We start from the raw sequence: 24368 nt of genomic DNA, 5'->3' as shown, positions 1-24368 counted from the left end.
ATAAATATTTAGCAAAAATTATTCCTTTGTTAACGAAAATTAAGAATTAAAATTCCCTTTCGATAAGTAAACTACTTTTTTGGTATCAAAAAACTCTTCTTTAAAATAAGTATTAAGATTATAAATTTCACACTTCAAACCGGCAAGTTCTTCAGCGAGATCTCCTCCTTTCAGATATAGCACCCCATTATGCTTTGCATTAAATTGTTCTTTTTCAAATTTACCTTTCAACCATCTTAGGAATTCAGGCATTTGAGTAACCGCCCGGCTTACTACAAAGTGAAATTTTTCTTTTAATTTCTCAGCTCTACCATGGATTGCAGTAACATTAGTAAGTCCTACTCCTTCTGCAACAGCATTTACAACACTGATCTTCTTACCGATGGAATCTATGAGTGTAAATTGAGAATCCGGAAATAAAATAGCTAAAGGAATTCCGGGAAAACCACCTCCCGTTCCAATATCAAGAACCCGGGTTCCGGGAGAAAACTCCATTACTTTAGCAATCCCTAATGAATGCAGGATATGCTTTTCATATAAAGATTCCATATCTTTTCTGGAAATCACATTGATCTTTTCATTCCACTCATTATAGAGACTTTCCAATTGAGTAAATTGTTGTATCTGATTTTCTGTGAGATCCGGAAAATATTTTAATAGTAACGATATAGACATAAGAATTATTATAATTTGCAAAAATAAGTTTATTTCACGTTGTATTCAAATTAAGTCGCCTAAATCAGGGTTTTTAAGCCAATAAGATTATTTTGCAATAGCGGGTATCACCGGTACACTTACGTTTCCGCTTGTATTCACGGTTTGTACTGCAAAAATATAGTTGTCTTTTGAGAGCGGGATTTTCAGTGAAAGCTCCTTGGTAAATATTTTCTTCTGCCACAAAGGATTATCTGTTTCTCTCACTAACACATAGTAGCCTGCAGCCAGTCCTGATTTTGGTTTTTTCCAATGCAGGACAGTAGAGTTGGTAAGTTCTTTAACTTCTATTTCAACCTGCTCGGGCTTTGATGCAGATTTAGCAAGACTGGCTAATACAGCAATATTGGCAGCTACATTCTTTCGCAAATAATTAAAGTCCATAAACTCAGGAAGATCACCATATTGCTTATTATTTTCTTTTCTTATATCCTGATGCTGATGATCATAATTTTCATAATATTCCGTCAATCTTACAGAAGGAAATCCATAGTTCACAAAGCTCGAATGATCTCCTCCACGTAAAAACCTGTCATTTCTGTAGATCAGCTTTACTTCAAGTTTTTTCACATATTTTTCAGCAACCTCCTTAATGTATCTCGCTAACTGACGGGATTCGCCATCATTTTCCAAGCCCAGATTTCTTAATCCCAAAGCTTTTTTATCCAGGTCAGCATAAGGCAATCCTTCACTGAACACCCGCAGTGTGTGATCATTGATTTCACCAGTCTCTCCCGCTTTGGCATTTCCTATCATATCATTATTCAAAACAGCTTCTAATTGCACATTCTCCTTTTTCATTTTCTCTGCCAGTAATTTAGAACCAAGCAGCGACTGTTCTTCTCCGGAAAAAGCAACGAAAATAACAGATGCCGGAAACTGGGATCTGCTGAGAACCCTTGCCGCTTCTATCACAGCACTTACTCCACTTCCATCGTCATTTGCCCCTGGAGCAAACGATGTCCTGTTCATCACATCCGTAACACGAGAATCTAGATGTCCTGAAATCAGGAAAACCCTTTTGTCATCAGGGTCTGTCCCCCTTAAAAAAGCACACGCATTCCCAAGGTTAGTCACCTGATCTACCCTTTTTCCATCCGGCTGAATATCTTGCTGCTGCAAATAAACTTCCATTCTTCCCCCTGAATTTTTTGCAAATTCTTTAAACTTACTTAAAACCCAGGTCCTTGCCGCTCCTATCCCATTTTCCGGATCATTTATCTTGCTTAACGTATGTCTTGTATTAAAACTTACAAGACTGTTGATATAACTTTTCAGGGAATCTGAGTTTACCTCGGAAACATATTTTTTTATTTCACCGTCTTTTTCAGGTATTTGTGAAAAACCTATAAACGGAATCAACAGCAGAAGAACAGAATATTTCATAAGATTAAATGTAAGATGATTTAAATATACAAAACGTACAGCTTGAGAAGCTTTTTTTATTTTAATATTATATTTAAATTAAGTTTTATTATATATTTTTGTTACAATACAAAAATATTACATGGACAAACTTTCAGATAGAGTAAAAAGACTTGGATACTCGCAGACTTTTGTAATGTCTAATAAGGCTAGAGAAATGAAAGCTAACGGAATAGACGTTATCAGCTTAACACTTGGCGAACCGGATTTTGATGTTCCCGACAATATAAAACAAGCGGCTTTTGATGCCATTAATCAAAATTACAGTCATTACTCTCCTGTTCCGGGCTTTCTGGAGCTTCGTGAAGCTATTGCATATAAATTAAAAAGAGATAATCATTTAGAATATAAACCTACACAAATATGTGTTTCCAATGGTGCCAAACAAGCTATTTTAAATGTTCTGGCTGCCATCATCAATGACGGAGATGAAGTGATCCTTCCAACACCGTATTGGGTAAGTTATGACGAAATGGTAAAAATGATGGGCGGAAATTCCGTTATGGTTCCTACCTCTTATGTAACTGATTTCAAAATCACTGCCGAACAGCTGGAAGAAGCGATTACAGATAAAACCAAAGCTGTTTTATTCAGTTCACCTTGTAATCCTTCCGGTGGATATTACACTTACGACGAATTAAAATCCCTGGCTAAAGTCATTGCTAAACACCCTCATGTTACTGTGATTTCTGATGAAATCTACGAGTTTATCAACTATGAAACTAAAACAGCATCTATAGCCCAGTTTCCTGAAGTATATGAGCAAACAGCCGTAATCAACGGAATGTCCAAAGCTTTTGCGATGACAGGCTGGAGAATAGGATATTCCGCATGTCCTGAATGGTTGGCTAAAGCTTGTGAAAAAGTTCAGGGACAAATGACCAGCGGAGCCAATACAATGGCCCAGAGAGCTTCTATTACCGCTCTGAAAACAGACCCTTCAGAATACAGATACATGATTGATGCCTTCAAAAAAAGAAGAGATCTTGTCTATGATCTGATCACTGAAATCCCGGGATTCAAGGTTCTTTTGCCTAAAGCAGCCTTCTATTTCTTTCCGGATATTTCTTACTATATAGGCAAAACTTTGAACGGAACCGAAATTAAAGATGCTGATGATTTTGCTATGTTTATTTTAGAAAATGCCCATGTAGGATGCGTTGGTGGTGTTTCCTTTGGAAGCCCTGAATGCATCAGATTCTCTTATGCTGCATCAGAAGATGATCTAAGAGAGGCCATGAGAAGAATCAAGGAATTATTAGAAAAATTTAACTAACAATACCAACCGATGAATTTATTAAAGAGAATCACTATTGCAACAAGCATTGCAGCAGCTAGTTTTACGGGCTATGTTCATGCACAGGATTTCCAGTGGAAAGAAGCTACGGCCAACGGTTATACTTACCGATATGTAACCAATGACCCAACCGCCGCAAGATATTATAAACTGAAAAACGGCTTAACTGTTATTTTAAGTCCAACCAAAAAGGACCCAAGAATCCAGACGTATATTGCTACCAAAGCAGGAAGCAAAACCGACCCTGCTGATCATACAGGTTTAGCCCATTACCTTGAACACATGCTTTTTAAAGGTACCGACAAGTTCGGATCCAAAGACTGGGCAAAAGAAAAACCTCTGCTGGATCAGATCGATGCATTGTATGAAAAATACAATCAGACAAAAGATGAAGCCAAGAGAAAAGAGATCTACAAAGAAATAGACAAAGTATCCGGAGAGGCAGCGAAATATGCCATTGCCAATGAATATGATAAAATGATGTCAGGAATGGGAGCAGATGGCACCAATGCTTTTACATCATTTGAACAAACGGTGTATACGGAAGACATCCCTTCAAATGTTACCGATAAATTCTTAGCTGTTCAGGCAGAAAGATTCAGACAACCCATTTTAAGGCTTTTCCATACGGAGCTGGAAGCAGTTTATGAAGAAAAGAACCGCGGCCTGGATAATGATTCAAGAAAAGTTTATGAAGCGATGTTCGCGGCCATATTTCCAAATAACAATTACGGGAAACAAACTACGATCGGAACCGTTGAACACTTAAAGAACCCTTCCCTAAAAGCAATCAGAGAATATTTTAACAATTATTATGTTCCTAACAACATGGGAATCATAATGTCTGGAGATTTTAATCCTGATGAAATGATCGCTAAAATCGATAAGGAATTCTCCTATATGAAACCTAAGGAGATTCCTGCTTACACTGTTGGGCAGGAGCAGCCTATTACTGCACCGATCACTAAAGAAGTATTTGGCCCTAACCCAGAAAACATTACGATAGGCTTCAGATTTCCGGGAGCGACAACAAGAGATGCCAGACTTCTGAATCTGATAGGAAGCATGCTAACTAACGGGCAAGCGGGACTTATTGACCTTGATCTTGTGAAAAAACAAAAATTATTAGCTGCCTATGCTTTCCCTTATGTTTTAAAAGACTACTCTGTTCTCTTCCTGCAAGGAAACCCTACAGAAGGTCAATCTTTAGATCAGGTTAAAACATTGTTACTGCAGGAAATTGATAAATTAAGAAAGGGAGAATTCTCTGATGATCTTATACAATCTATCGTAAATAACGAAAGGAAGAATATCATTCAGAATAATGAAAAATACTCTTCAAGAGCAAGTACTTTAATGGATGAGTTCACTTCTGATATTGACCACAAAGCAGCTTTGGAATATGTAGAAGAGATATCGAAACTTACTAAAAAAGATATCATGGACTTTGCTTCCAAATATCTTCAGGACAACAATTACGTTGCCATCTATAAGAGAAAAGGAGAAGATAAAAACATTGTAAAAGTAGATAAGCCTACAATTACTCCTGTTTCTGTAAACAGGGACGACCAGTCTCCTTTCCTGAAAAAGATCAACGAAATGCCTGAGTCGGCCATCGCACCGGTTTGGCTGAATTTCGATAAAGACATCGCAAAAAATAAATTAGGCGGCATCGATGTTCTTTCTGTAAAAAATACAGATAATGAATTATTCAGGCTGTATTATCACTTCGATTCAGGAAAATGGAACAACAAAATGCTTCCTTTGGCAGCAGAATACCTTCAATACCTCGGAACCAAAAATAAATCGTCCGAAACCATCAGCAAGGAATTCTATAAACTTGCATCAAGTTTCAGCGTAGGTGCCGGAAATGAGGAAACCTATGTAACCATAGAAGGTCTCAACGAAAATTTTGATAAAACATTAGCTTTATTCGAAGACCTGATCAAAAACTGTGAAGCTGACCAGGCTGCTTTAGATTCTTATAAAGCAAGATTGAAAAAAGCGAGAGCCAATGCAAAACAGAATAAAGGCAGCATCATGGCTGGATTGAGAAGCTACGCACAATATGGCCCTCAAAATCCATTTAATAATGTATTGACAGATGCAGAACTTGATGCCTTAAAAGCAGAAGACCTGATCAAAATACTTCACGATTTGTTCAACTACAAACACAAAGTATTGTATTACGGTCCGAAATCCGGAAGTGAAGCCGTTGCATCCCTCACTCCCATCCACAAGCTTCCGGCTACCTTAAAAGATATGCCGAAGTCTAAAACTTTCACCCAGGTACCAACAGATAAGACCAAAGTATTATTTGCTCATTATGACATGGTTCAGGCTGAAGTTTTCTGGGTAAGAAACGGAGAGCAATACAATGCAACGATTACTCCTACGGTAAGCTTATTCAATAATTATTTCGGAGGTGGAATGGGATCAATTGTATTCCAGACCATAAGAGAATCCAAAGCCCTGGCTTATTCTACTTATTCTTACTTCTCTCTTCCAAGCAAAAAAGAAGATAAAGATATGATTACTGCTTATGTAGGAACTCAGGCAGATAAATTCAATGAGTCCACTACAGCGATGAATGAGCTTCTCACTACTTTACCGCAGTCTCAACAACTATTTGAAACAGCTAAAAGTGGTTTAAAGAAATCTATCGCTTCGGAAAGAATCACCCAGGACGGAATCATCTTTACTTATTTAAGAGCTCAAAAGCTGGGCAATTCTACTGATATCAGAAAGAATGTTTATGATCAGGCTCCTAAACTGTCGTTTGCAGACATTAACAGTTTCCACGATAAGGAAATGAAAGGTAAAAATTTCACCTACTGTATTGTAGCATCTCAGGACAAAGTAAATGAAGCCGACATGAAAAAATTAGGAGAGGTAAAAAAACTCAACTTAAACGAAATTTTCGGTTACTAAATATAATGAAAAAGCTCTGAATTCAGAGCTTTTTTCTTTCTATCGGTTTGAAAACAATTATAGATTTTATTAATCGATTTACATTTGTTCGATAGACAAATCATTCCTATATTTGCAACAGAAAATTTAAATATAAAAACAGAAAAATTATGTCTTTAGTAGGAAAAAAATTCCCGAATCTAACAATCGATGCGATGTCTGAAATGGGTGATGATTTAAGAATCAACATTTTTGAACAAACGACTAAAAATCAGGAGAAAGTTATCTTATTCTGGTATCCAAAAGATTTCACTTTTGTTTGCCCTACAGAGCTTCATGCTTTTCAGGATGCTTTAGGTGAATTCGAAAAAAGAAACACTAAAGTAATCGGAGCTTCATGTGATACTAACGAAGTACACTTTGCATGGTTGAACACTGCAAAAGACAATGGAGGTATCGAAGGTGTAACTTACCCTCTTTTAGCTGATACTCACAGACAATTAGCAAACATCTTAGGAATTGTAGATCAGGATTTCGAATACGATGAAGAAGGAAATGAAAGCTTTACAGGTTCTAATGTAACTTACAGAGCAACATATCTTATCGACGAAACAGGAAAAATCTTCCATGAGTCTGTAAACGATATGCCACTTGGAAGAAACGTGAAAGAATATTTAAGACTAATAGATGCTTATACTCACGTTCAAAAGCATGGAGAAGTTTGTCCTGCAAACTGGGAAGAAGGTAAAGAGGCTATGAAAGCTGACAGAAATTCAACCGCTGAATATTTAGCTAAAAACTAAAAATAATAATGGGGTTTGAATTTTCAGACCCCATTTTTTTTTAAATTAAAATCACAACAATTATGTACACAGAGTTAACAGAAGATACATTACAGAATATAGTAAACGATAATGAAAAAGTAGTCGTTCAATACGGTGCTACATGGTGCGGAAACTGCAGAATTATGAAACCAAAGTTCAAAAAACTGGCTTCTGAAAATGAAGCAATTCCATTTCTTTATGTAGACGCTGAGAAATTACCTGAAAGCAGAAAACTGGCTAAAGTAGATAATCTTCCTACGTTTGCAATCTTTAAAAACGGAGCGCTTGTTAACCAGGTTCAATCCAATCAGGCAGAAAGTTTAATTAACCTTTTCAACGAATTATAATTATGAAGTTACCCGTAATCAGACAATTTTATCAGAATCAGACCCCTGAAAACCTGGAAAAGACCCTTGAAGTATTGGAAAGCTTCAGTGAATTCAGAGGAACAAGTGAAGAAGATTTAAATGTAGCAGGAGAGCTTATTACCAATATCTGTGGAGCGTTAGAAGTTCATGCTAATGTTCAGAACGGAATGAGCGAAAAAGATGCTTTAAACTCTTTTGCACAAAAGGTATTAGGATCTATAGATAAATAGTTTTAATTTATTTTAAAATTAAAAAATTAAAGTATTTAAAGATTAGATTAACCTGATGTCTAAATACTAAAAATCCCGATGATAATACATCAGGATTTTTTTTAGTTTACAGCCTTTGACAATATCAATCACGCTGTTTAATGATAAAAACCGTCCCTGCCGGATCTGTGATCCAATGCATATTATCAGGGATTTTTTCAAATTCATCACATGTTTCTACATGATGATCCTTGAGATGAGATATCGCTGCCGGTACATCAGGCACATTAAGCTCAAGCCATGTTTCGGAATGGGTATAATTATCCACACAATCAAGCCACACTGTATTCCCGCCAAACTTCACTTCGTGAGTTCTTGATACTGTAGGGTTGTCGATAGGCTTCTCTTCAATCTCCATTTTGAGAATATCTTTATAAAAAGAGATCGTTTGTTCGTATTTGTTTTTAGGAATTTTTATGGCAATATTAACTCCTCCTTCAAATTTTGCTTCCATAATTAAGTTTTGGCATTAAGTTGTTGCACCCAAAATACAAAAAAATTGACATCCTGTATTTTTTAAGACTGATATACTAAAAGATCCCGATGCATAACATCGGGATCTTTCAAATATATTGTGTTGATTATTTAGCTTCTTCTGCTCATCAGAATGCTTAAAACATACCAGAATAAAAGCATGATTGAAGCGAAAAGTTGAAGAGCCGCACCTACATATTGATCTGTAGCATAAGAATCCTTAAGTTTACTTGTCTGGTATAGAATGGTTGCAGAAGCAAGAATCACCATACCTACAGAAAACCAAAGCCCAAGATTGAACCCGAAAATCATTCCGGCTACAATAAGGCCAATTGCTATAAATCCACCGATCACAATGATGTTTCTCAGGAATGAAAAGTCCCTTTTGGAGGTAAATGCTACGGCCGATACACCAGCAAACATAGCGATGGTTAACATAGCCGCCTGAAAAATAACATTAGGCCCAGAGTATACCATTGCAATATAAATCAAAGGCAGGAAAATAACAGCTTCCAATAAAACATAAAATCCAAGCCCTAAATATTGTGTTGATTTGCTTTGCGACAACGACCATTTGGCTGCCAAAACGGAAGCAAGCCAGAAAACACCGATAATCAATAACCACGCATACTTCTGAGCAAACATCATAAAAATCAGCTCCTGTGGAACTGTTTTTAATAAGATCGTTTCAACTCCAATAAAAGCAAGGATAGAAAGCGCAACATGCAAATAGGTTTTTTTGTAAAAAGCAGCCTTCTCTACATCGGTAGACTGTGCTACTAAAACGTCTTTAATCATAATTTATATTTTCTTTAAATATAATGAATTTATTTATTTTTCTCGACAGGTTTTACTCCAATAATCCTGCCATCTTCCTCAAATAAAACAGTAATGAGATCTTTTGGCAAAGGGGATTTATCATCAGAATATTTATACTGAATAAAAGGATAGCTTACTCCATCCATCAACGTCTGATGACCTGATTTAAAGACTTCAGCTTTTTTCTCCAGCTGAATCCCGTCTTTAAGCTTCTGCAATACCTTATCAGTCACGAGGGTCTTTACCTTTTCAGAAAGTAAACCATCGATTGTTGCGCGATCAGCAGAAGTTTTCAGAGCCTGTATAAATGCAAAATACTTTTCATTATATAATGCAATTTTATCCTTATCAAGCTCTACTGTTGATTCCTTTCTGTTGTCATTTTGAATTTTTAAGCCTACCACTTTTTGTGAAAATAAAAATGACGCGGTAAGGAGGCTTATGGTAAAAAGCAATTTTTTCATACTATGAGATTTGGTGGCTTAAAGTTAGACTATTTCCAGGAACTTCATGGTATCCACATTATCTGCATATGTATTCAATCCCGGATTCTGGGCTTCTCCAAAACGAATAGAGTCTAATCCTAATTCATCTTTAGCCACAATACATTGGATATTTTCTTCATTTTCCGCAATAAAATTTCTCACTTCATCCATTGAAGAATACCTGCTGAAATTGATAACAGAAAGAGGACTGAACAATTTATCGTCTTCTTTTAACATCACAAAATTATTATCCCAGAACTTATCCTGGTTCAATAGATAAATTGCGCGGTTATAATCATAATTATTAGCATACTTATGATGATTGATGATATCTTTATGATCGATAAAACTTTCAAAAAGCCTGTCGATCAGGAAATCTTCAGGAATTAAAATCCTCGTGACATTTCTGCAACCTAATCCGAAATATTGGAAAATATCATTAGCGAGAAGCTTAAGCTCTTCTTCTGTTTCATCTCCTTTCAGAACAGCAACCGATGTCCTGTTTTTACGAATGATATTCAGATGATTTTTAAAGTAGTATTCCAGGTACCTCGCGGTATTATTGCTTCCTGTAGCAATTACAGCATCAAAATTGTCTAATCTTTCAACAAATTCGTACTCCACGTTATTATCAGAAAATTCCTTCCATTTTTTTAATAAAAAAGGAATTATATATTGATCTTTTGACGATAATTTGATCACCGGAATATGATTGCTTAATACAACAGAGATCACATCGTGCCAACCTACAAGAGGAATATTTCCTGCCAGGATAAGCCCTACCCGCTTTGAAGTTTCAGATGCAGAATAGTCTTTAAGCCAATCTTTTATATTCGTTTCGGTAAGCAATTCAGCCCATTGCCGGAAAGCAAATTTCTGATTATCAATAGTAAACCACGGGTTCTCTATTTCCGACTTTCTCAACAATAATTCAAATTCAGAATCACTTTCGTTGAACTCCTCCGTACTTTTTGCTAAATACGCTCTTATATAATCACTTAGTTTGATAAGTCCTAAAACTTGATTTTCGATATTCATAATTACTGCAAAATTGGGGAATATTTTGTAATTTTGTGCAAATTTAAAAAAAATTAGCGATGGCTATTAAAATAACTGATGAATGCATTAATTGCGGAGCCTGTGAACCGGAATGCCCGAATAATGCAATATATGAAGGAGCCGTAGACTGGAAAGCTTCCGAAGGTACTGAGTTAAGTGGTACTGTAACATTGCCATCAGGATTAACGGTAGATGCGGATGCACCTCAGGAACCTGTAAGTGATGATGTTTATTTTATTGTTACTGATAAATGTACAGAGTGTAAAGGATTCCACGAAGAACCACAATGTGCTGCAGTTTGTCCTGTAGATTGCTGTGTTCCGGATGAAGATCATGTAGAATCCGAAGAAGCACTACTAAATAAAAAAGCGTTCTTACACGGTGAATAAAAAATGCCGTCTCATCAATTATGAGACGGCTTTTTAATTATAATTTCTATAAATCTATTTAAGAATATAAAGTGAAACCACAGGTTCTAAAAACACCTGTACAACCAAAAAATAAAAATATGAGCAAAAAGCACAATTTCAGCGCAGGACCATGTATCTTACCAGAAGAGGTATTTCAAAAATCAGCAGAAGCTATTCTTGATTTCAACGGTATCGGGTTATCTATCCTTGAAATTTCTCACAGAAGTAAGGATTTTGTTGCGGTGATGGACGAAGCACGTGCCATTGTAAAAAGGCTGATGAACCTGGGTGATGATTATGAAGTATTATATTTAGGTGGTGGTGCTAGTTTACAGTTTGCAATGGTTCCATACAACCTTATGAAAGTAGGTGGTAAAGCTGCTTACCTGGATACAGGAACTTGGGCTGCCGGAGCTATAAAGGAAGCTAAAAAAGTAGGAACTGTAGATGTTGTAGGTTCTTCAAAAGAGGAAAATTACTCTTTCATTCCAAAAGACTATACTGTTTCTTCAGATTATGATTACTTCCATTGCACATCCAACAATACTATTTATGGAACTCAGATGAAATCGTTTCCCGAAGTGGATACATTGATGGTTTGCGATATGAGCTCAGATATTTTTTCAAGACAACTGGATTTTACTAAATTCGATTTAATCTATGCCGGAGCTCAGAAAAATATGGGACCTGCAGGTGTAACACTGGTTGTTGTAAAAAAAGAAATCCTGGGAAAAACAGGAAGAGAAAACATGCCTTCTTATTTTGATTATGAACAGCACATCAGTAAAGAATCAATGTATAATACACCACCGGTTTTCCCGGTATATGCATCTTTATTAACACTTCAGTATCTTGAAAGAAACGGAGGAATTGCAGCAGCAGAAAAAAGAAATGAGGCTAAAGCTAAACTTCTTTACGATGAAATAGATAACAATCCTTTGTTTGAAACGTTCTGTGTAAAAGAGGATCGTTCACTAATGAATGTTTCTTTTAGATTAGTCGATGAGTCTAAAAAAGAAGCTTTTGATAATGCATGGAAAGCAGCAGGAATCAATGGGTTAAACGGACACCGAAGCCTTGGAGGTTACAGAGCAAGTCTATACAATGCATTGCCTATTGAAAGTGTTCAGGTTCTTGTTGATGTCATGAAATCCATTAAGTAATTGAGGCATTAAAAAATTGAAGAATTGAAAGATTATAATGCTAATTATAATTTTATTAATTTGCGAACCAATTTTAAATATTTAAATTTTTCAAATCTTTAGATTTTTAAATAAAAGAAAGTATGAAAGTTTTAGCTAACGATGGAATTTCCAAAGCAGGAGAACTCGCTTTAAAAGAAGCTGGAATTGAAATTCTGAACAACCGTGTTGCGCAGGATCATGTCATCAATTTTATTAACGAAAATAATGTTGATGTTCTGCTGGTAAGAAGTGCCACCAAAGTGAAACAGGATCTTATTGATGCCTGCCCGGGTTTGAAGATTATTGGAAGAGGCGGGATCGGAATGGATAATATTGACGTAGAATATGCCAAAATCAAAGGAATACAAATCATCAATACCCCTACGGCTTCTTCTAAGTCCGTAGCCGAGCTGGTATTTGCTCATTTCTTTTCCTTAGCAAGGTTTCTTCACGAATCCAACAGATTAATGCCTTTGGAAGGAGAAACTCATTTTGATGCAATGAAAAAGTCATTCAGCAATGCCTATGAGCTTTCGGGAAAGACATTAGGCGTGATTGGTTTTGGAAGTATTGGTCAGGAAGTAGTGAAAATGGGAATTGCATTAGGAATGAAGGTTAAGGTATTGACGAGAAAACCTAAAACAAAGACCCTTTCGTTATCTTTTTTTGACGGACAAACCCTGGATTTTGAAATTACATCTACCAACGATTCTGATTCTTTCTATAAGGACACTGATTTTATAAGTATCAATACTCCTAAAACCAATGAATATATTATAGACACCGATCAGTTCGAGAAAATGAAAGATGGTGTTTATATCGTAAATACTGCAAGAGGTGGGGTAATCAATGAAGTTTCCCTTCTTGATTTCATTGAATCCGGAAAAGTGGCGGGAGCTGCACTGGATGTTTTTGAAAATGAACCTACTCCTGAACTGATCTTACTGATGAATCCATCTTTGTCTCTTTCTCCTCATGTAGGAGGCAATACAGTGGATGCCCAGGAAAAGATCGGGGTAGAACTTGCAGAACAAATTATTAAGCTACAAAAAGAAACTATAAATTAAATATGCCTGTTTTTAAACCATTTCGCGGAATTAGACCTCATAAAGATCTTGAGCAAACTTTTCCTACCCATCCATTAGACAATTTCACCCAAGAGGAAATTGCAGAAAAAGCTCAGGTTGAAAATACTTACATCAATATGATAAAGCCCTATGTTGTAAGTAAATCAAAAGATATTGACCGGAACCTAAGGAAGATCCGTTCTACGTTTGAAGAACTTCTGGAAGAGAAAAAACTCGTTCAGGACAGTTCTGCATACTATCTTTATGAACAGATCTACCCCAACAAACAGGTTTTCAGAGGATTACTTGGTCTAACAAGTCTTGAAGATTTTTGGAACGGAAAAATCAAAAGACATGAAAGTACCATCCCTCAGAAGAAGGAAAAGCTGGCACATTATCTTGAAAAAGTAAACTTACAGGCAGAACCGGTACTTCTTACCTACCCTGCCAATTCCAAAGTGGAGCTTCTTATGAACCATGAGGAGAAAAACGTGCCGATCTTCAACCACGTTGACTCTAAAGGGATCAGACACAAAATCTGGAGAATAGACAACCGTCTTAAATTACAGCAATTCAAGGAGGTCATCGAGCAGATCGATTCTTTTTATATTGCCGACGGTCACCACAGAATTGGTTCCACAGCATTGAATGCAAAGCATCAGAAAGATAAAAATAAAAGACACAATGGTACGGAAGCCTATAATTTCGTATTCAGCTTTATCGTGTCCAATCAGTCCATTAAAATCCATGATTACAACAGAATTGTAAGTGATATTAATGACTTATCTGCTGACGATTTCTTAAAACAGCTTGAACATTATTTCCTGATTCACGAAAAAGAAGAAACCCCATACTACCCTTCTCAGAAATTCCATATTTCGATGTATCTCGACGGTAAATTTTATTCGCTGCACGTGAAGCATGACCTTCGTTCCCAGGAAATGTCATTGGATAACCTTGACCACCATTTATTGGACAAATACATCTTTAAAAACATATTGAAGATAGAAGATCCTGATAGTTCAGATAAAATTTCCTATGTAAAGGGAACTTCCAATCTTGAAGGTATCACTATTCTAAAAGAGAAAATAGACAACGGTGAAGGACGAGTAGGTTTTGGAATTTATCCGGTAAGTTTTAACGATATGATTAAAATTTCAGATCTTAAATTGAGTATGCCTCCAAAATGTACATTTATTGAACCGAAATTGGTTACAGCACTCTTAATGTACGACATGAAACCTTAAATTATTTCCTTTTTTTTCCTACTTTTATACACGGAAAAGAAAAGGTAAATCAAAAAATGAAAAAAATATTCATTATCATACTTCCACTCTTTTTGAGTGGATTTTTATTTTCTCAAAAAAAAACTCAAAAAAAGCCTCAGAAAAAATTAACCACAGCCAAATTCAACTACGCAGATGAATTTAAACAGATCTCTGATGAAATCTTAATCAATGGTACTGCCTACGAGAATTTAGGAGAATTAACTAAAGGTATAGGTCCTCGTTTCAGTGCTACACAGGGTTATACAAAAGCTACGGAATGGGCAGAAAAAAAACTGAAAGAAGCTGGTGCCGAAAATATATGGAAGCAGGAAGTTAAAGTACCAGTCTGGATCAGGGGAAAGGAATCTTTACAGATAAAAACCAACAATGGAGAGTGGAAGAATATCAGAATGCTTTCTTTCGGAAACTCTGAAGGAACAGGCGGTAAAGACCTTACAGCAGATATTTTGCTTGTGAATGATATTCCGGAACTCAATGCTCTTACTTCAGCTCAGGTAAAGGATAAAATCATTTTTGTAAACTCCCCCATTGACCAGAAGATCATCAATACTGTAGATTCCTATCTTATTTCTGCAAAATCTAAATTGCTCTCCGCTTCTGTAATTGGCAAGAAAGGGGCGAAAGGCCTGATCATCCGATCTCTCACTACAGCATCTGATGATGTTCCCCACGCCAAAATGATCTATTATGAACCCGATGACAGAGTAAAAATACCAGCAGTAACCATAGGCGCAAAATCAGCCAATGAACTGGAAAAATTGTTAAAAAAACAGACTGTCAAGGCAAAGCTTAATATGTCTGCAGAATCAAAAGGAGAAACGATCAATCATAATATCATCGGAGAAATTCCGGGAAAGAAAGATTCTAAGGTAATCCTTTTAGGAGCACAGCTGGATTCATGGGATTTTGCAGAAGGAGCTCATGATGACGGCACAGGAGTCGTACAGTGCCTCGAAGTATTAAGAGCAATTAAAGCTTTAGGAATTGATAACAACCACACCATAAGAGTTGTCCTGTACGCCAATAGTGAAAACGGTGGCCAGGGAAGAGAAGGCTACGCTGCTTATGTTAAAAAGAAAGATGAAAAACACATTTTTGCTTTAGGTACGGATTCGGGAGGCTACTCTCCAAGAGGATTTTCATTGGATATGGCTCCACAGCGAAGAAGACTGATATTTGATTGGAAAAACTATTTTCTCCCTTATGGAGTGTATGATTTCGATCAAACCTACGCTATACAAGACATTTCACCATTAAAAAAACTGGATATCCCACTTGCGGAATTAGTAGTAGATACTCAGCGTTATTTTGACTACCACCACTCTTCCGAAGATACTTTTGATAAAGTAAACAAAAGAGAGCTTCTTCTGGGAGCTGTCGCTATGACACAAATGATTTTTATGATTGATAAAAATTGGTAATATGAAAAAATTAATAGGAACCACTTTAGCTCTCTTAAGCATAGCAACATGTGCTCAGGCCCAGGGAGATTCAATACAATTCAGTAAAATTTCGACGGAAATTCTAAATAATGGAAAAGGATATGAAGAACTCAGAGATCTAACACAAAATATAGGAAATCGTTTAAGTGGTTCGGAAGCCTACGAAAAGTCGGTACAATGGGCAGCGAAAGAACTTCGCAATGCCGGGGCAGATAAAGTATGGCTGCAGGAAGTTATGATTCCAGTCTGGAAAAGGGGAAAAGAGTCTTTATATATAAAAGCGGGTTCAAAAAAGCCCCAAAGTCTCAAAATGCTTTCTTTGGGAAACTCTGAAGGAACAGGAGGAAAAGATGTTTCCGGAGAAATCGTTATGGTGAAATCATTGGAGGAATACGAGCAGCTTCCGGCTGAAGAAGTAAAAGGTAAAATCGTTTTCTTTAACCATCCTTTTGATCAGAATTATGTACAGACTTTCATAGCTTACAGGGATGCCGGTGCTTACAGACGCTCTGCGGCCGCACTTACCGCAAAGAAAGGAGGTAAATTTGCAATCGTCCGTTCTTTGTCTTCTGCATTGGACGATGTTCCGCATACCGGAGGCATGAAATATGAGGATAATATTGAAAAGATTCCCGCAGTTTGTATAGGAAATACAACAGCAGATCAACTGGAAGAACTTTTAAAAACCCAGAAAGTGATTGCAACACTCAATTCTAACTGTGGCATGAAGGGAGAAAAACTCTCTCACTCTGTTATCGGAGAGATTACCGGTAAAAAAGACCAAAACGTAATTGTTGTAGGCGGCCATCTGGATTCCTGGGATGTGGGCCAGGGTGCTCATGATGACGGAGCCGGAATCGTACAGAGTATAGAAGTCTTAAGAACATTTAAAAAATTAGGAATTCAAAATAATCATACCATAAGAGCAGTTTGTTTTGCGAATGAAGAAAATGGAACCAAAGGAGGCAAACAATATGGAAAAACTGCAAAAGAGACCAATGAGAAACACCTTTTTGCAATAGAGTCTGATGCAGGAGGATTTAGCCCAAGAGGAATATCCTTAGAAATGGATGATATTAAAAGAAAACAGATCCAGGGTTGGGTTAATTTATTTTTACCCTATGGCGTTTATAATTTTGATGGAAAATATTCAGGATCCGACATCGCCCCTCTCCATGAGATGGGAGTACCTACAGCTGAGCTGGTTCCCGATCCTCAAAGGTATTTTGACATCCACCATACGGAAGAAGATATTTTTGAGAAGGTAAATCGCAGGGAACTGCTTCTGGGATCCGTAGTAATGACACAACTTATTTATATGATTGATAAAAACTGGTAGACATGAAAAAAATAGTAAGCACCTCTTTATTCCTTTTAAGTATGACCTTGTTTGGTCAGGTAAAAGTAAAAGAAGATTCAATACAATTCAGTACAATATCCAAAGAGATCCTTAACAACGGAAAAGGATATACAGAGCTAAGAGACCTGACCAAAAACATTGGCCATCGTTTAAGTGGCTCGGTGGCTTATGAAAAAGCAGTTCAGTGGGCAGCGCAGAAGCTGCGTGATGCCGGAGCTGATAAGGTATGGCTTCAGGAAGTTACCATTCCTGTCTGGGAACGAGGAAAAGAATCTTTAAAGATCACAGCAAACAGTGGCCGATGGAAAACCCTTAAAATGCTTTCTTTAGGAAATTCTGAAGGTACGGGCGGAAAAGATGTTTCCGGAGAAGTCATTATGGTAAAATCCATGGAAGAATACGATCGTCTTCCTGCTGAGAAAGTAAAAGACAAGATCGTGTTTTTTAATTATCCTTTCAGTCAATCGTTTATAGAAACTTTCAGAGGTTATGGGGATGCTGCTAAGTATAGAGTAACTGCCGCAGCTTTAACGGCTAAGAAAGGGGGCAGATTTGCCATTATCCGTTCTCTTTCATCAGCTTTTGACGATATTCCTCACACGGGTGCTATGCGATACGAAGATAATGTAGACAAAGTACCGGCTGTTGCAATCGGAAATACAACAGCGGATGAACTGGAACAACTTTTAAAAACCCAAAAGGTATTGGCTACTTTGAATTCCAACTGTGGAATGAAAGGAGAAAAGCTCTCCCACTCTGTTATCGGGGAAATAACAGGTAAAAAAGATAAAAGCGTAATTGTTGTCGGTGGACATCTGGATTCCTGGGATGTGGGCGAAGGCGCTCATGATGACGGAGCCGGAATTGTACAGAGTATAGAAGTTTTGAGAACATTTAAAAAATTGGGTATTCAAAACAACCATACGATCCGGGTAGTATGTTTCGCCAACGAAGAAAACGGATTAAAAGGTGGCTTACAATATGGAAAAACCGCTAAAGACACCAATGAAAAGCACCTTTTTGCTATAGAATCCGATGCCGGAGGTTTCAGTCCAAGAGGAGTTGCTCTGGAGATGGATGATGCAAAAAGAAATCAGATCAAAGGCTGGGCTCCATTATTCCTCCCTTACGGAGTTTATAATTTTGAAGGAAAATACTCCGGAGCTGATATTTCTCCCCTTCATGCTATGGGAGTACCTACAGCAGAATTGGTTCCGGATTCTCAGCGGTATTTTGATATTCATCATACCCATGAAGATACTTTCGAAAAAGTAAACCGGAGAGAATTGTTGCTGGGAGCGGTAACAATGACCCAACTTATTTATATGATCGATAAGAACTGGTAATATATAAAAAAACCGCCGTACGGCGGTTTTTTTATTTTATGTACTATTGGAAGTTTTCATTATTTACCGTAACGAAAAACCAGGTTATTTGATTAGTTATCGAAATATTTAAGGTAGACTGTTTGTACCTATTTTAGAAATTCTTTTTTATCAACTCTCAGATCCATAATATTACCGGCTCTTTTTACTCTGATTCCAATAGTTTTATAATCCCTCTCCACCCGATTCATCATATAATGGCAAGCAGATTCTTTATTCAAATGATCCAGATCTACATCATTTATGCTTAAGATTGAATCACCAATTTCCAAAGAGGAACTTTCTCCTTTAAATATAAACGCAACAACCGGTTTTGCATCAATAAAACGGTATCCAAAACCAAAAGATTCAAGTGTTGGCGGATCATTTTTAATCTTCTTCATGTAAATCTTTTTATTCTGCCAGTCCATTATAAATGCAAAGTCTTTGAAAAAATCATTTCCTATTAATCTTGAATTTCCGGTCATGACCATTTCATTATCAAAGATTCTGTTTCCTAAACCTAATGCAGGCATTTTAAAAATAAATCCTGAGACCGGCTTTCCTGCTCCAAAGGCCCCCACAGAACTAATTCCGTAAGTTTCAACATATTGTTTTATCTTTTTTTGATCATAATCACTTTCTAAAATTTTAAGCCTTCCTGTAAATCCGGTATCAAAAGTAAGCCTGATGTTTTTATCTAAAATTTTAGTTTCCACGACCGGTGTTTTCTGATTTTGTGAATCAAAGGGGACTACAGTTTCATAATCATCGAACTTAAAGTTCGAAAGATCTTTTGTCGCTTCAAGCAAATTCTCAGAATAATTCACTTTCCAGAAAAGTTTTGCCATCTGATTAGCACCAATAATACCATCAATTTTAAAACAGCCAAGCTCAGAACCATTCAGGTCCATTACAATAGCACCTATATTTTTAAAAACCACATTATCAACAGTCATTTCCGGTAATTTTGTGAAAATCTGTTCCTGCTTATTTTTCTGGGAATCCTTTACTTTACTGGTATGCTCTTTCTGCAGATTGAGCTCAGTATAAATGGTATTGGAAATAACGGTAGGGGCACCGGAATCAAACAAAAAATTATACAATTTCCCATTAATGTTCACCTTTACAAGTGGTAAATCATTAATAAAATTCAGATTAATTTTCTCAACACGCTGTGTCAATTGTACTTCTCCACTTTCAAAGAATCGCTTTCCCTGAGCTGAAATCATTATTAAAATAAAAAGGAAAAATAGGGAGAATACTTGCTTCATTAAATTATTTTGAGCTAAAATAGTAATTTTACCGTTGATCACGAAATAAAAACACGATCCTGCTCATATAGTTCTACATGGATTTATCTTGCTAAAAAGTTGGTTTCCCATCCTTAAATGTATTTTTATCCCAATAAAAAAAGCCGACTAAAAAGCCGGCTTTTCCTATAATGGTATTTGAATTATTTCACTTTTACAAGCTCAACATCGAAAACTAACCATGCATTTGGTGGAATAACACCTCCTGCTCCTCTTTCTCCATAACCCATTGCAGGCGGGATCAATAAGGTAGCTGTTTCACCTTCTTTCAGTAACAGGATTCCTTCATCCCATCCTTTGATTACTCTACCCATTCCGATTGGAATTTCGATCGGCTCATTTCTTTTAAAAGAAGAATCGAATTCACTACCGTCTACCAATTTACCTGCATAGTGTACAGATACATTGTCTCCTGATTTCGGAGCTTTTCCATCCGTAGTCTTCGTAATTTTATAATATAATCCGGATTCAGTTTTCTGCATTCCCGCTTTAAGGTTCTCTATCATCTTCTCCTGATTAGCCTTAAATTCTTCTTCTTTCTTCTTTCTCTCAGCTTCTTCTTTTGCTAAATAAGCCTTGTTATTTTCCTGAATCTTAGCTTTTCCTTCATTGAAAGTTTTAGCCGGATCATAATTCTTATATTCATCCCCTTTGCTGAAAACATTCACCTTCTCTAAAACAACATCTGTTTTAGGTTTATCCTGAGGTCCTTTTTCAACATTAGCGATGGCATCAATTACCTCTTCTCCTTTTACTACTTTTCCGAAGATTGTGTGTTTTCCATCCAACCAAGGAGTAGCTACTTCTGTAATGAAAAACTGAGATCCGTTTGAATTAGGTCCTGAGTTAGCCATTGATAAAATACCTTTTCCTGTATGGCGAAGGTCGTTTCTCTCATCTTCGAATTTATATCCTGGATCTCCCATTCCGGTTCCCTGAGGATCTCCCCCCTGGATCATGAAATCCTTGATCACTCTATGGAAAATAGTTCCATCATAAAAAGGAACTCCTTTAGCTTTAGATTTGTTATCAATTTTCCCTTCTGCAAGACCAACAAAGTTAGCTACAGTAACAGGCGATTTTTTGTCTTCAAACTTTACAATAAGGTTTCCTTTTGAAGTTTGAAGATTAGCATAAAGTCCGTCTTTAAGACCTTCGTAAGTTTCTTTGTCTACGTTCATTTTTTTATAAATTGGTGTACAACTCATCAGCGATATACTTGCCGCTGCCAGAATTATATTCTTGTTAAACAATTTCATTTATTGAGCTTTTAATTTTATGATTAATGGGATGTCGTTATCTATTTTTTTTTCGTCTCCATAAGTACCATACGCCAGAGAAGATGGAACCAAAATCGTAACTTCCTCACCATCATGTATAAAACGCAAAGCATTTTCTACCGCTTTTAATTCATCAAAGTGCCCGAATTTGGCATCTCTTCTTTCAACAGGCTGATCATAGATCTTGGTCTGATCAAAATCATAAAGATCATAAGAATAAGAGATCAGGGAATTATCCGGTCTCCTCTCTCTTGTATCAAAACCTTCAGCATTGACCCAATAGTTGAGTTGGGTAGGATAAAATTTCACCGGCTGATTTTTGATCCACTCCTGAATATGCATTCTTTCCGAAGCGTTAAGATTTTTCATCCTTGCTTTTGAAATATCCAGATCTTTCTGGCTCAAAACCCCACCCAATGGCGGATGAGCCTGTGAATTCCTGTTACAGCTCAGCAATCCCAATACTGATATGAAGAGTAATTTTTTCATAAACTTTTGCGAAAATAAGCATTTCACAGGATATAATAAACAAAAAAAGCCAAGAATATCTTGGCTTTTATATAATTTTCAAAGTAGAAATTAAACGGTTTCCAACACATTTTTTTCTACCAACACTCTCCATCCGAACGAATCATCCGAAAGATTCGTCTGTATGCTTACCAAATCATTTTTAAGGATTGCTGCAAAGCTTTCTTCATCAGATAATTTTGGTAAATCCAGTTTTTCACCCTGGTATCCTAATGCCTGGAAAATAGTTGTAACAACAGCAGTTCCAACCCCCCAAACTTCTTTCAATGTACCATTCTTCTGCGCTTCAATTACAGCTTTTACAGGTATTGGCTCCACTTTCACTTCAATTCCTCTTTTTTTAGCCAACTGAATGAAACTGTCTCTTGTAACTCCGTCCAGGATCTTTTCTGAAGTAGGTGGAGTAAATACAGTATCGTTAATTCTTACGAAAACGTTCATTGTTCCGCTTTCCTCAAAATATTCGTGAGTAGCATCATCCGTCCAGATGATCTGATCATATCCTTCTTCTATTGCCAGCTGAGTAGGATAAAATGATGCAGCATAATTTCCTGCAGCTTTTGCAGATCCTACACCTCCGTTAGCAGCTCTTGAATAATGATCGGAAATTTTTACTGAAACAGGTTCAGTGTAATAACTTTTTGCAGGTGTTGCAACAATTGCAAACATATATTTTTCTGCTACTCTTGCTTTTAAAGCTTCTTCAGTAGCAAAAATCAAAGGTCTGATGTACAAAGACATTCCTTCTCCCTGAGGGATCCAGTTTCTATCGATATCTACCAATGCTTTCAGACCATCTAAAAACATTTCTTCCGTTACCTCAGGCATTGCAAGACGCTTAGCCGATTTATTGATACGTTCAAAATTCTTTTCAGGCCTGAATAGGAAAACCTGTCCCTCCTGATCTTTATAAGCTTTCATTCCTTCGAAACAAGCTTGTCCGTAATTTACCCCCATCATTGCAGGTGTAAAGGCTAAAGGCCCATAAGGCACCAATTTTACGTCCCCCCACTTTCCATTCTCATACTCACATATTACCATATGGTCTATGAAAGTATTCCCAAAAGAAAAATTATTTGGGTCGAATGATGAAAGTCTGGAATTCTCAGTTTTTTGAATTATCATTTCTAAAATTTTTTATGATGTTCTACAAATTTAACATAATTTTCTAAATATAAAAATTTTAGACTAAATTTGACAAAAAAATAGGGTGAAACGAGAGATAAAGACCACAAACGACGGAAGTAAAACATTGTTTATCAATGAATTAAATGAAAACTACCATTCTCATCACGGAGCATTACAAGAAGCCGAACATGTGTTTATCAAAAATGGACTAATTTTGATAAATGATTACGAAATTAATATTTTAGAACTCGGTTTCGGGACAGGTTTGAATGTTTTGGTTACAATTAATGAATATTTAAAAACTGATAAAAATCATGTCATCAACTATTTTTCTCTGGAAAAATATCCCATAAATGAATCGGAAATTAAAGATTTGGCCTATTTTGAACTTTTTGATAACATTGAATTCAAAGAAATTTATCATAAAATTCATGCTGCAGAATGGGAAAAATCAGTGGAAATAGTTAAAAATTTTAATTTAAAAAAAATAAAATGTGATTTTTTTGAATTAAAAAACATTGATTTACCTAAAATAAACCTTGTATACTACGATTGTTTTGGTGCGCGCGTACAACCTGATCTATGGGAAAAACCATTATTTGAGATGGTTTCAGACAAAATGAATGTGAACGGATTATTAACAACCTACTCTTCCAAAGGAAGTGTCCGAAGAATCCTTCAGGAACTTAATTTTACTGTAGAGAAGAAACAAGGTCCGCCGGGGAAAAGGGAAATGCTGAATGCCATAAAGAGAGGGTGATCAGTAGAAAGTCGGAAGTCTGAGGTTTTGTAATTATAAGAATTGCGGATCAGAGGTTAAGGATTTACAACATCTGAGATCTTATGATCCTCCTTTCATTTTTCAGCTTTCAACTTTCAATTCACTTCTTTTTTTTCACAAATTTCCTTAATTTAGCTATACAAAATATATATATGATAGATAAGATCAACGTCAGAGTATATGCCTGTGCGATAAAGGAAAAAAAAGTACTTACCTTATTTGAAGAATATGCCGGAGACCAGCTTGTAAAATTTCCTGGAGGAGGTTTGGAGTACGGAGAAGGATTACTGGAATGTCTCCACCGGGAGTTTGATGAAGAGCTCAATGTAAAAATAGATATCGTGGAACACTTCTATACACAAGAAGATTTTTTAGTATCCCGTTTCAGAGAAAATGAACAACTCCTTACCATATATTATATAGTTAATATTATCAACGAAGAAGATTTCCTTATTCTGGATCCTTGTATAGAAAAAACGGAATGGATCGATATCAACAGACCGGACAATCCATTTCCTTTACCCATAGATCAAATCGTATTTGATAAACTGAAAGAAAAATACCTGTAATTACTTACA

At 36.4% G+C, this 24368-nt stretch carries 24 protein-coding genes; 14 read left to right on the top strand and 10 right to left on the bottom strand.

Annotated elements, in window-relative coordinates:
* Positions 1-39: 39 nt before the first annotated feature.
* Both rsmG and PFY10_01930 read right to left on the bottom strand, forming a co-directional pair.
* Positions 40-675 (bottom strand): 16S rRNA (guanine(527)-N(7))-methyltransferase RsmG, encoded by a 636-nt coding sequence (gene rsmG / locus PFY10_01935; GenBank protein ID WBV57200.1) that lies wholly within the window; start codon positions 673-675, stop codon positions 40-42.
* Positions 676-762: 87 nt separating this feature from the next.
* Positions 763-2100 carry a M20/M25/M40 family metallo-hydrolase gene (locus PFY10_01930; protein WBV57199.1) on the bottom strand — a complete coding sequence of 446 codons (1338 nt, stop codon included), beginning with the start codon at positions 2098-2100 and terminating at the stop codon, positions 763-765.
* Positions 2101-2221: 121 nt separating this feature from the next.
* Between PFY10_01930 and PFY10_01925 the strand changes: the two genes are divergently transcribed.
* The 5 genes from PFY10_01925 (at position 2222) to PFY10_01905 (ending at position 7768) form a co-directional block, all read left to right on the top strand.
* The gene (locus PFY10_01925) at positions 2222-3415 is read left to right on the top strand and encodes a pyridoxal phosphate-dependent aminotransferase (protein ID WBV57198.1); all 1194 of its coding nucleotides are present in this window, start codon (positions 2222-2224) and stop codon (positions 3413-3415) included.
* 12 nt (positions 3416-3427) lie between these two features.
* On the top strand, positions 3428-6367 hold the full coding sequence (locus tag PFY10_01920; GenBank protein WBV57197.1) for an insulinase family protein: 2940 nt from the start codon (positions 3428-3430) through the stop codon (positions 6365-6367).
* A 149-nt stretch (positions 6368-6516) separates the two neighbouring features.
* A complete protein-coding gene (locus tag PFY10_01915; GenBank protein ID WBV57196.1) occupies positions 6517-7149 on the top strand; it encodes a peroxiredoxin in 633 nt (210 codons plus the stop codon).
* A gap of 62 nt (positions 7150-7211) precedes the next feature.
* On the top strand, positions 7212-7517 hold the full coding sequence (locus tag PFY10_01910) for a thioredoxin family protein (protein ID WBV57195.1): 306 nt from the start codon (positions 7212-7214) through the stop codon (positions 7515-7517).
* 2 nt (positions 7518-7519) lie between these two features.
* Positions 7520-7768: a hypothetical protein gene (locus PFY10_01905; protein ID WBV57194.1), complete on the top strand. Its 249-nt coding sequence runs from the start codon at positions 7520-7522 to the stop codon at positions 7766-7768.
* A 124-nt stretch (positions 7769-7892) separates the two neighbouring features.
* On the opposite strand, the gene PFY10_01900 is transcribed toward PFY10_01905, so the two are convergent.
* From PFY10_01900 to PFY10_01885, 4 genes are all read right to left on the bottom strand, one after another.
* The gene (locus PFY10_01900) at positions 7893-8261 is read right to left on the bottom strand and encodes a hypothetical protein (protein ID WBV57193.1); all 369 of its coding nucleotides are present in this window, start codon (positions 8259-8261) and stop codon (positions 7893-7895) included.
* Between the two features lie 131 nt (positions 8262-8392).
* Positions 8393-9079 (bottom strand): Bax inhibitor-1 family protein, encoded by a 687-nt coding sequence (locus tag PFY10_01895; GenBank protein WBV57192.1) that lies wholly within the window; start codon positions 9077-9079, stop codon positions 8393-8395.
* A gap of 29 nt (positions 9080-9108) precedes the next feature.
* Positions 9109-9564 carry a peptidylprolyl isomerase gene (locus PFY10_01890; protein WBV57191.1) on the bottom strand — a complete coding sequence of 152 codons (456 nt, stop codon included), beginning with the start codon at positions 9562-9564 and terminating at the stop codon, positions 9109-9111.
* 24 nt (positions 9565-9588) lie between these two features.
* Positions 9589-10623, bottom strand: a complete 1035-nt coding sequence (locus tag PFY10_01885) for an acyl-CoA reductase (GenBank protein ID WBV57190.1) — start codon at positions 10621-10623, stop codon at positions 9589-9591.
* Between the two features lie 59 nt (positions 10624-10682).
* Between PFY10_01885 and PFY10_01880 the strand changes: the two genes are divergently transcribed.
* The 7 genes from PFY10_01880 to PFY10_01850 all read left to right on the top strand — a co-directional run bounded on the left by PFY10_01880 (position 10683) and on the right by PFY10_01850 (position 18742).
* Positions 10683-11033: a 4Fe-4S dicluster domain-containing protein gene (locus tag PFY10_01880; GenBank protein ID WBV57189.1), complete on the top strand. Its 351-nt coding sequence runs from the start codon at positions 10683-10685 to the stop codon at positions 11031-11033.
* Between the two features lie 119 nt (positions 11034-11152).
* Positions 11153-12217 (top strand): 3-phosphoserine/phosphohydroxythreonine transaminase, encoded by a 1065-nt coding sequence (serC, locus tag PFY10_01875; GenBank protein WBV57188.1) that lies wholly within the window; start codon positions 11153-11155, stop codon positions 12215-12217.
* A 122-nt stretch (positions 12218-12339) separates the two neighbouring features.
* Complete coding sequence (locus PFY10_01870) at positions 12340-13305, top strand: D-2-hydroxyacid dehydrogenase (protein ID WBV57187.1); 966 nt, start codon at positions 12340-12342, stop codon at positions 13303-13305.
* Between the two features lie 2 nt (positions 13306-13307).
* Positions 13308-14552 (top strand): DUF1015 domain-containing protein, encoded by a 1245-nt coding sequence (locus PFY10_01865; protein WBV57186.1) that lies wholly within the window; start codon positions 13308-13310, stop codon positions 14550-14552.
* A gap of 56 nt (positions 14553-14608) precedes the next feature.
* The gene (locus tag PFY10_01860) at positions 14609-16015 is read left to right on the top strand and encodes a M28 family peptidase (GenBank protein ID WBV57185.1); all 1407 of its coding nucleotides are present in this window, start codon (positions 14609-14611) and stop codon (positions 16013-16015) included.
* Position 16016: 1 nt separating this feature from the next.
* A complete protein-coding gene (locus tag PFY10_01855; protein WBV57184.1) occupies positions 16017-17375 on the top strand; it encodes a M20/M25/M40 family metallo-hydrolase in 1359 nt (452 codons plus the stop codon).
* Positions 17376-17377: 2 nt separating this feature from the next.
* A complete protein-coding gene (locus PFY10_01850) occupies positions 17378-18742 on the top strand; it encodes a M20/M25/M40 family metallo-hydrolase (protein ID WBV57183.1) in 1365 nt (454 codons plus the stop codon).
* Positions 18743-18870: 128 nt separating this feature from the next.
* On the opposite strand, the gene PFY10_01845 is transcribed toward PFY10_01850, so the two are convergent.
* From PFY10_01845 to PFY10_01830, 4 genes are all read right to left on the bottom strand, one after another.
* Complete coding sequence (locus tag PFY10_01845) at positions 18871-20034, bottom strand: retropepsin-like aspartic protease (protein ID WBV57182.1); 1164 nt, start codon at positions 20032-20034, stop codon at positions 18871-18873.
* 182 nt (positions 20035-20216) lie between these two features.
* Positions 20217-21254, bottom strand: a complete 1038-nt coding sequence (locus tag PFY10_01840) for a peptidylprolyl isomerase (GenBank protein ID WBV58979.1) — start codon at positions 21252-21254, stop codon at positions 20217-20219.
* A 78-nt stretch (positions 21255-21332) separates the two neighbouring features.
* The gene (locus PFY10_01835) at positions 21333-21842 is read right to left on the bottom strand and encodes a hypothetical protein (GenBank protein WBV57181.1); all 510 of its coding nucleotides are present in this window, start codon (positions 21840-21842) and stop codon (positions 21333-21335) included.
* Positions 21843-21932: 90 nt separating this feature from the next.
* Positions 21933-23006 carry a branched-chain amino acid aminotransferase gene (locus tag PFY10_01830; GenBank protein WBV57180.1) on the bottom strand — a complete coding sequence of 358 codons (1074 nt, stop codon included), beginning with the start codon at positions 23004-23006 and terminating at the stop codon, positions 21933-21935.
* Positions 23007-23091: 85 nt separating this feature from the next.
* Between PFY10_01830 and mnmD the strand changes: the two genes are divergently transcribed.
* Both mnmD and PFY10_01820 read left to right on the top strand, forming a co-directional pair.
* Positions 23092-23769, top strand: a complete 678-nt coding sequence (gene mnmD, locus PFY10_01825; protein WBV57179.1) for a tRNA (5-methylaminomethyl-2-thiouridine)(34)-methyltransferase MnmD — start codon at positions 23092-23094, stop codon at positions 23767-23769.
* Positions 23770-23942: 173 nt separating this feature from the next.
* Complete coding sequence (locus PFY10_01820) at positions 23943-24359, top strand: NUDIX domain-containing protein (GenBank protein WBV57178.1); 417 nt, start codon at positions 23943-23945, stop codon at positions 24357-24359.
* Positions 24360-24368: the final 9 nt, after the last annotated feature.

It is taken from the genome of Chryseobacterium daecheongense (genome assembly GCA_027920525.1).
Lineage (GTDB): Bacteria > Bacteroidota > Bacteroidia > Flavobacteriales > Weeksellaceae > Chryseobacterium > Chryseobacterium proteolyticum.
This window is presented reverse-complemented; position numbering and strand designations above follow the sequence as displayed.

Excerpts from the sequence above, each read along its gene's own strand:
- PFY10_01820 (WBV57178.1), top strand. The coding sequence starts at position 23,943 with ATGATAGATAAGATCAACGTCAGAGTATATGCCTGTGCGATAAAGGAA.
- PFY10_01925 (WBV57198.1), top strand. The coding sequence starts at position 2,222 with ATGGACAAACTTTCAGATAGAGTAAAAAGACTTGGATACTCGCAGACT.
- PFY10_01885 (WBV57190.1), bottom strand. The coding sequence starts at position 10,623 with ATGAATATCGAAAATCAAGTTTTAGGACTTATCAAACTAAGTGATTAT.
- PFY10_01860 (WBV57185.1), top strand. The coding sequence starts at position 14,609 with ATGAAAAAAATATTCATTATCATACTTCCACTCTTTTTGAGTGGATTT.
- rsmG (WBV57200.1), bottom strand. The coding sequence starts at position 675 with ATGTCTATATCGTTACTATTAAAATATTTTCCGGATCTCACAGAAAAT.
- PFY10_01900 (WBV57193.1), bottom strand. The coding sequence starts at position 8,261 with ATGGAAGCAAAATTTGAAGGAGGAGTTAATATTGCCATAAAAATTCCT.
- PFY10_01835 (WBV57181.1), bottom strand. The coding sequence starts at position 21,842 with ATGAAAAAATTACTCTTCATATCAGTATTGGGATTGCTGAGCTGTAAC.
- PFY10_01915 (WBV57196.1), top strand. The coding sequence starts at position 6,517 with ATGTCTTTAGTAGGAAAAAAATTCCCGAATCTAACAATCGATGCGATG.
- serC (WBV57188.1), top strand. The coding sequence starts at position 11,153 with ATGAGCAAAAAGCACAATTTCAGCGCAGGACCATGTATCTTACCAGAA.
- PFY10_01840 (WBV58979.1), bottom strand. The coding sequence starts at position 21,254 with ATGAACGTAGACAAAGAAACTTACGAAGGTCTTAAAGACGGACTTTAT.
- PFY10_01830 (WBV57180.1), bottom strand. The coding sequence starts at position 23,006 with ATGATAATTCAAAAAACTGAGAATTCCAGACTTTCATCATTCGACCCA.
- PFY10_01855 (WBV57184.1), top strand. The coding sequence starts at position 16,017 with ATGAAAAAATTAATAGGAACCACTTTAGCTCTCTTAAGCATAGCAACA.
- PFY10_01880 (WBV57189.1), top strand. The coding sequence starts at position 10,683 with ATGGCTATTAAAATAACTGATGAATGCATTAATTGCGGAGCCTGTGAA.
- PFY10_01905 (WBV57194.1), top strand. The coding sequence starts at position 7,520 with ATGAAGTTACCCGTAATCAGACAATTTTATCAGAATCAGACCCCTGAA.
- PFY10_01850 (WBV57183.1), top strand. The coding sequence starts at position 17,378 with ATGAAAAAAATAGTAAGCACCTCTTTATTCCTTTTAAGTATGACCTTG.
- PFY10_01920 (WBV57197.1), top strand. The coding sequence starts at position 3,428 with ATGAATTTATTAAAGAGAATCACTATTGCAACAAGCATTGCAGCAGCT.
- PFY10_01910 (WBV57195.1), top strand. The coding sequence starts at position 7,212 with ATGTACACAGAGTTAACAGAAGATACATTACAGAATATAGTAAACGAT.
- PFY10_01930 (WBV57199.1), bottom strand. The coding sequence starts at position 2,100 with ATGAAATATTCTGTTCTTCTGCTGTTGATTCCGTTTATAGGTTTTTCA.
- PFY10_01845 (WBV57182.1), bottom strand. The coding sequence starts at position 20,034 with ATGAAGCAAGTATTCTCCCTATTTTTCCTTTTTATTTTAATAATGATT.
- PFY10_01895 (WBV57192.1), bottom strand. The coding sequence starts at position 9,079 with ATGATTAAAGACGTTTTAGTAGCACAGTCTACCGATGTAGAGAAGGCT.
- PFY10_01890 (WBV57191.1), bottom strand. The coding sequence starts at position 9,564 with ATGAAAAAATTGCTTTTTACCATAAGCCTCCTTACCGCGTCATTTTTA.
- PFY10_01870 (WBV57187.1), top strand. The coding sequence starts at position 12,340 with ATGAAAGTTTTAGCTAACGATGGAATTTCCAAAGCAGGAGAACTCGCT.
- PFY10_01865 (WBV57186.1), top strand. The coding sequence starts at position 13,308 with ATGCCTGTTTTTAAACCATTTCGCGGAATTAGACCTCATAAAGATCTT.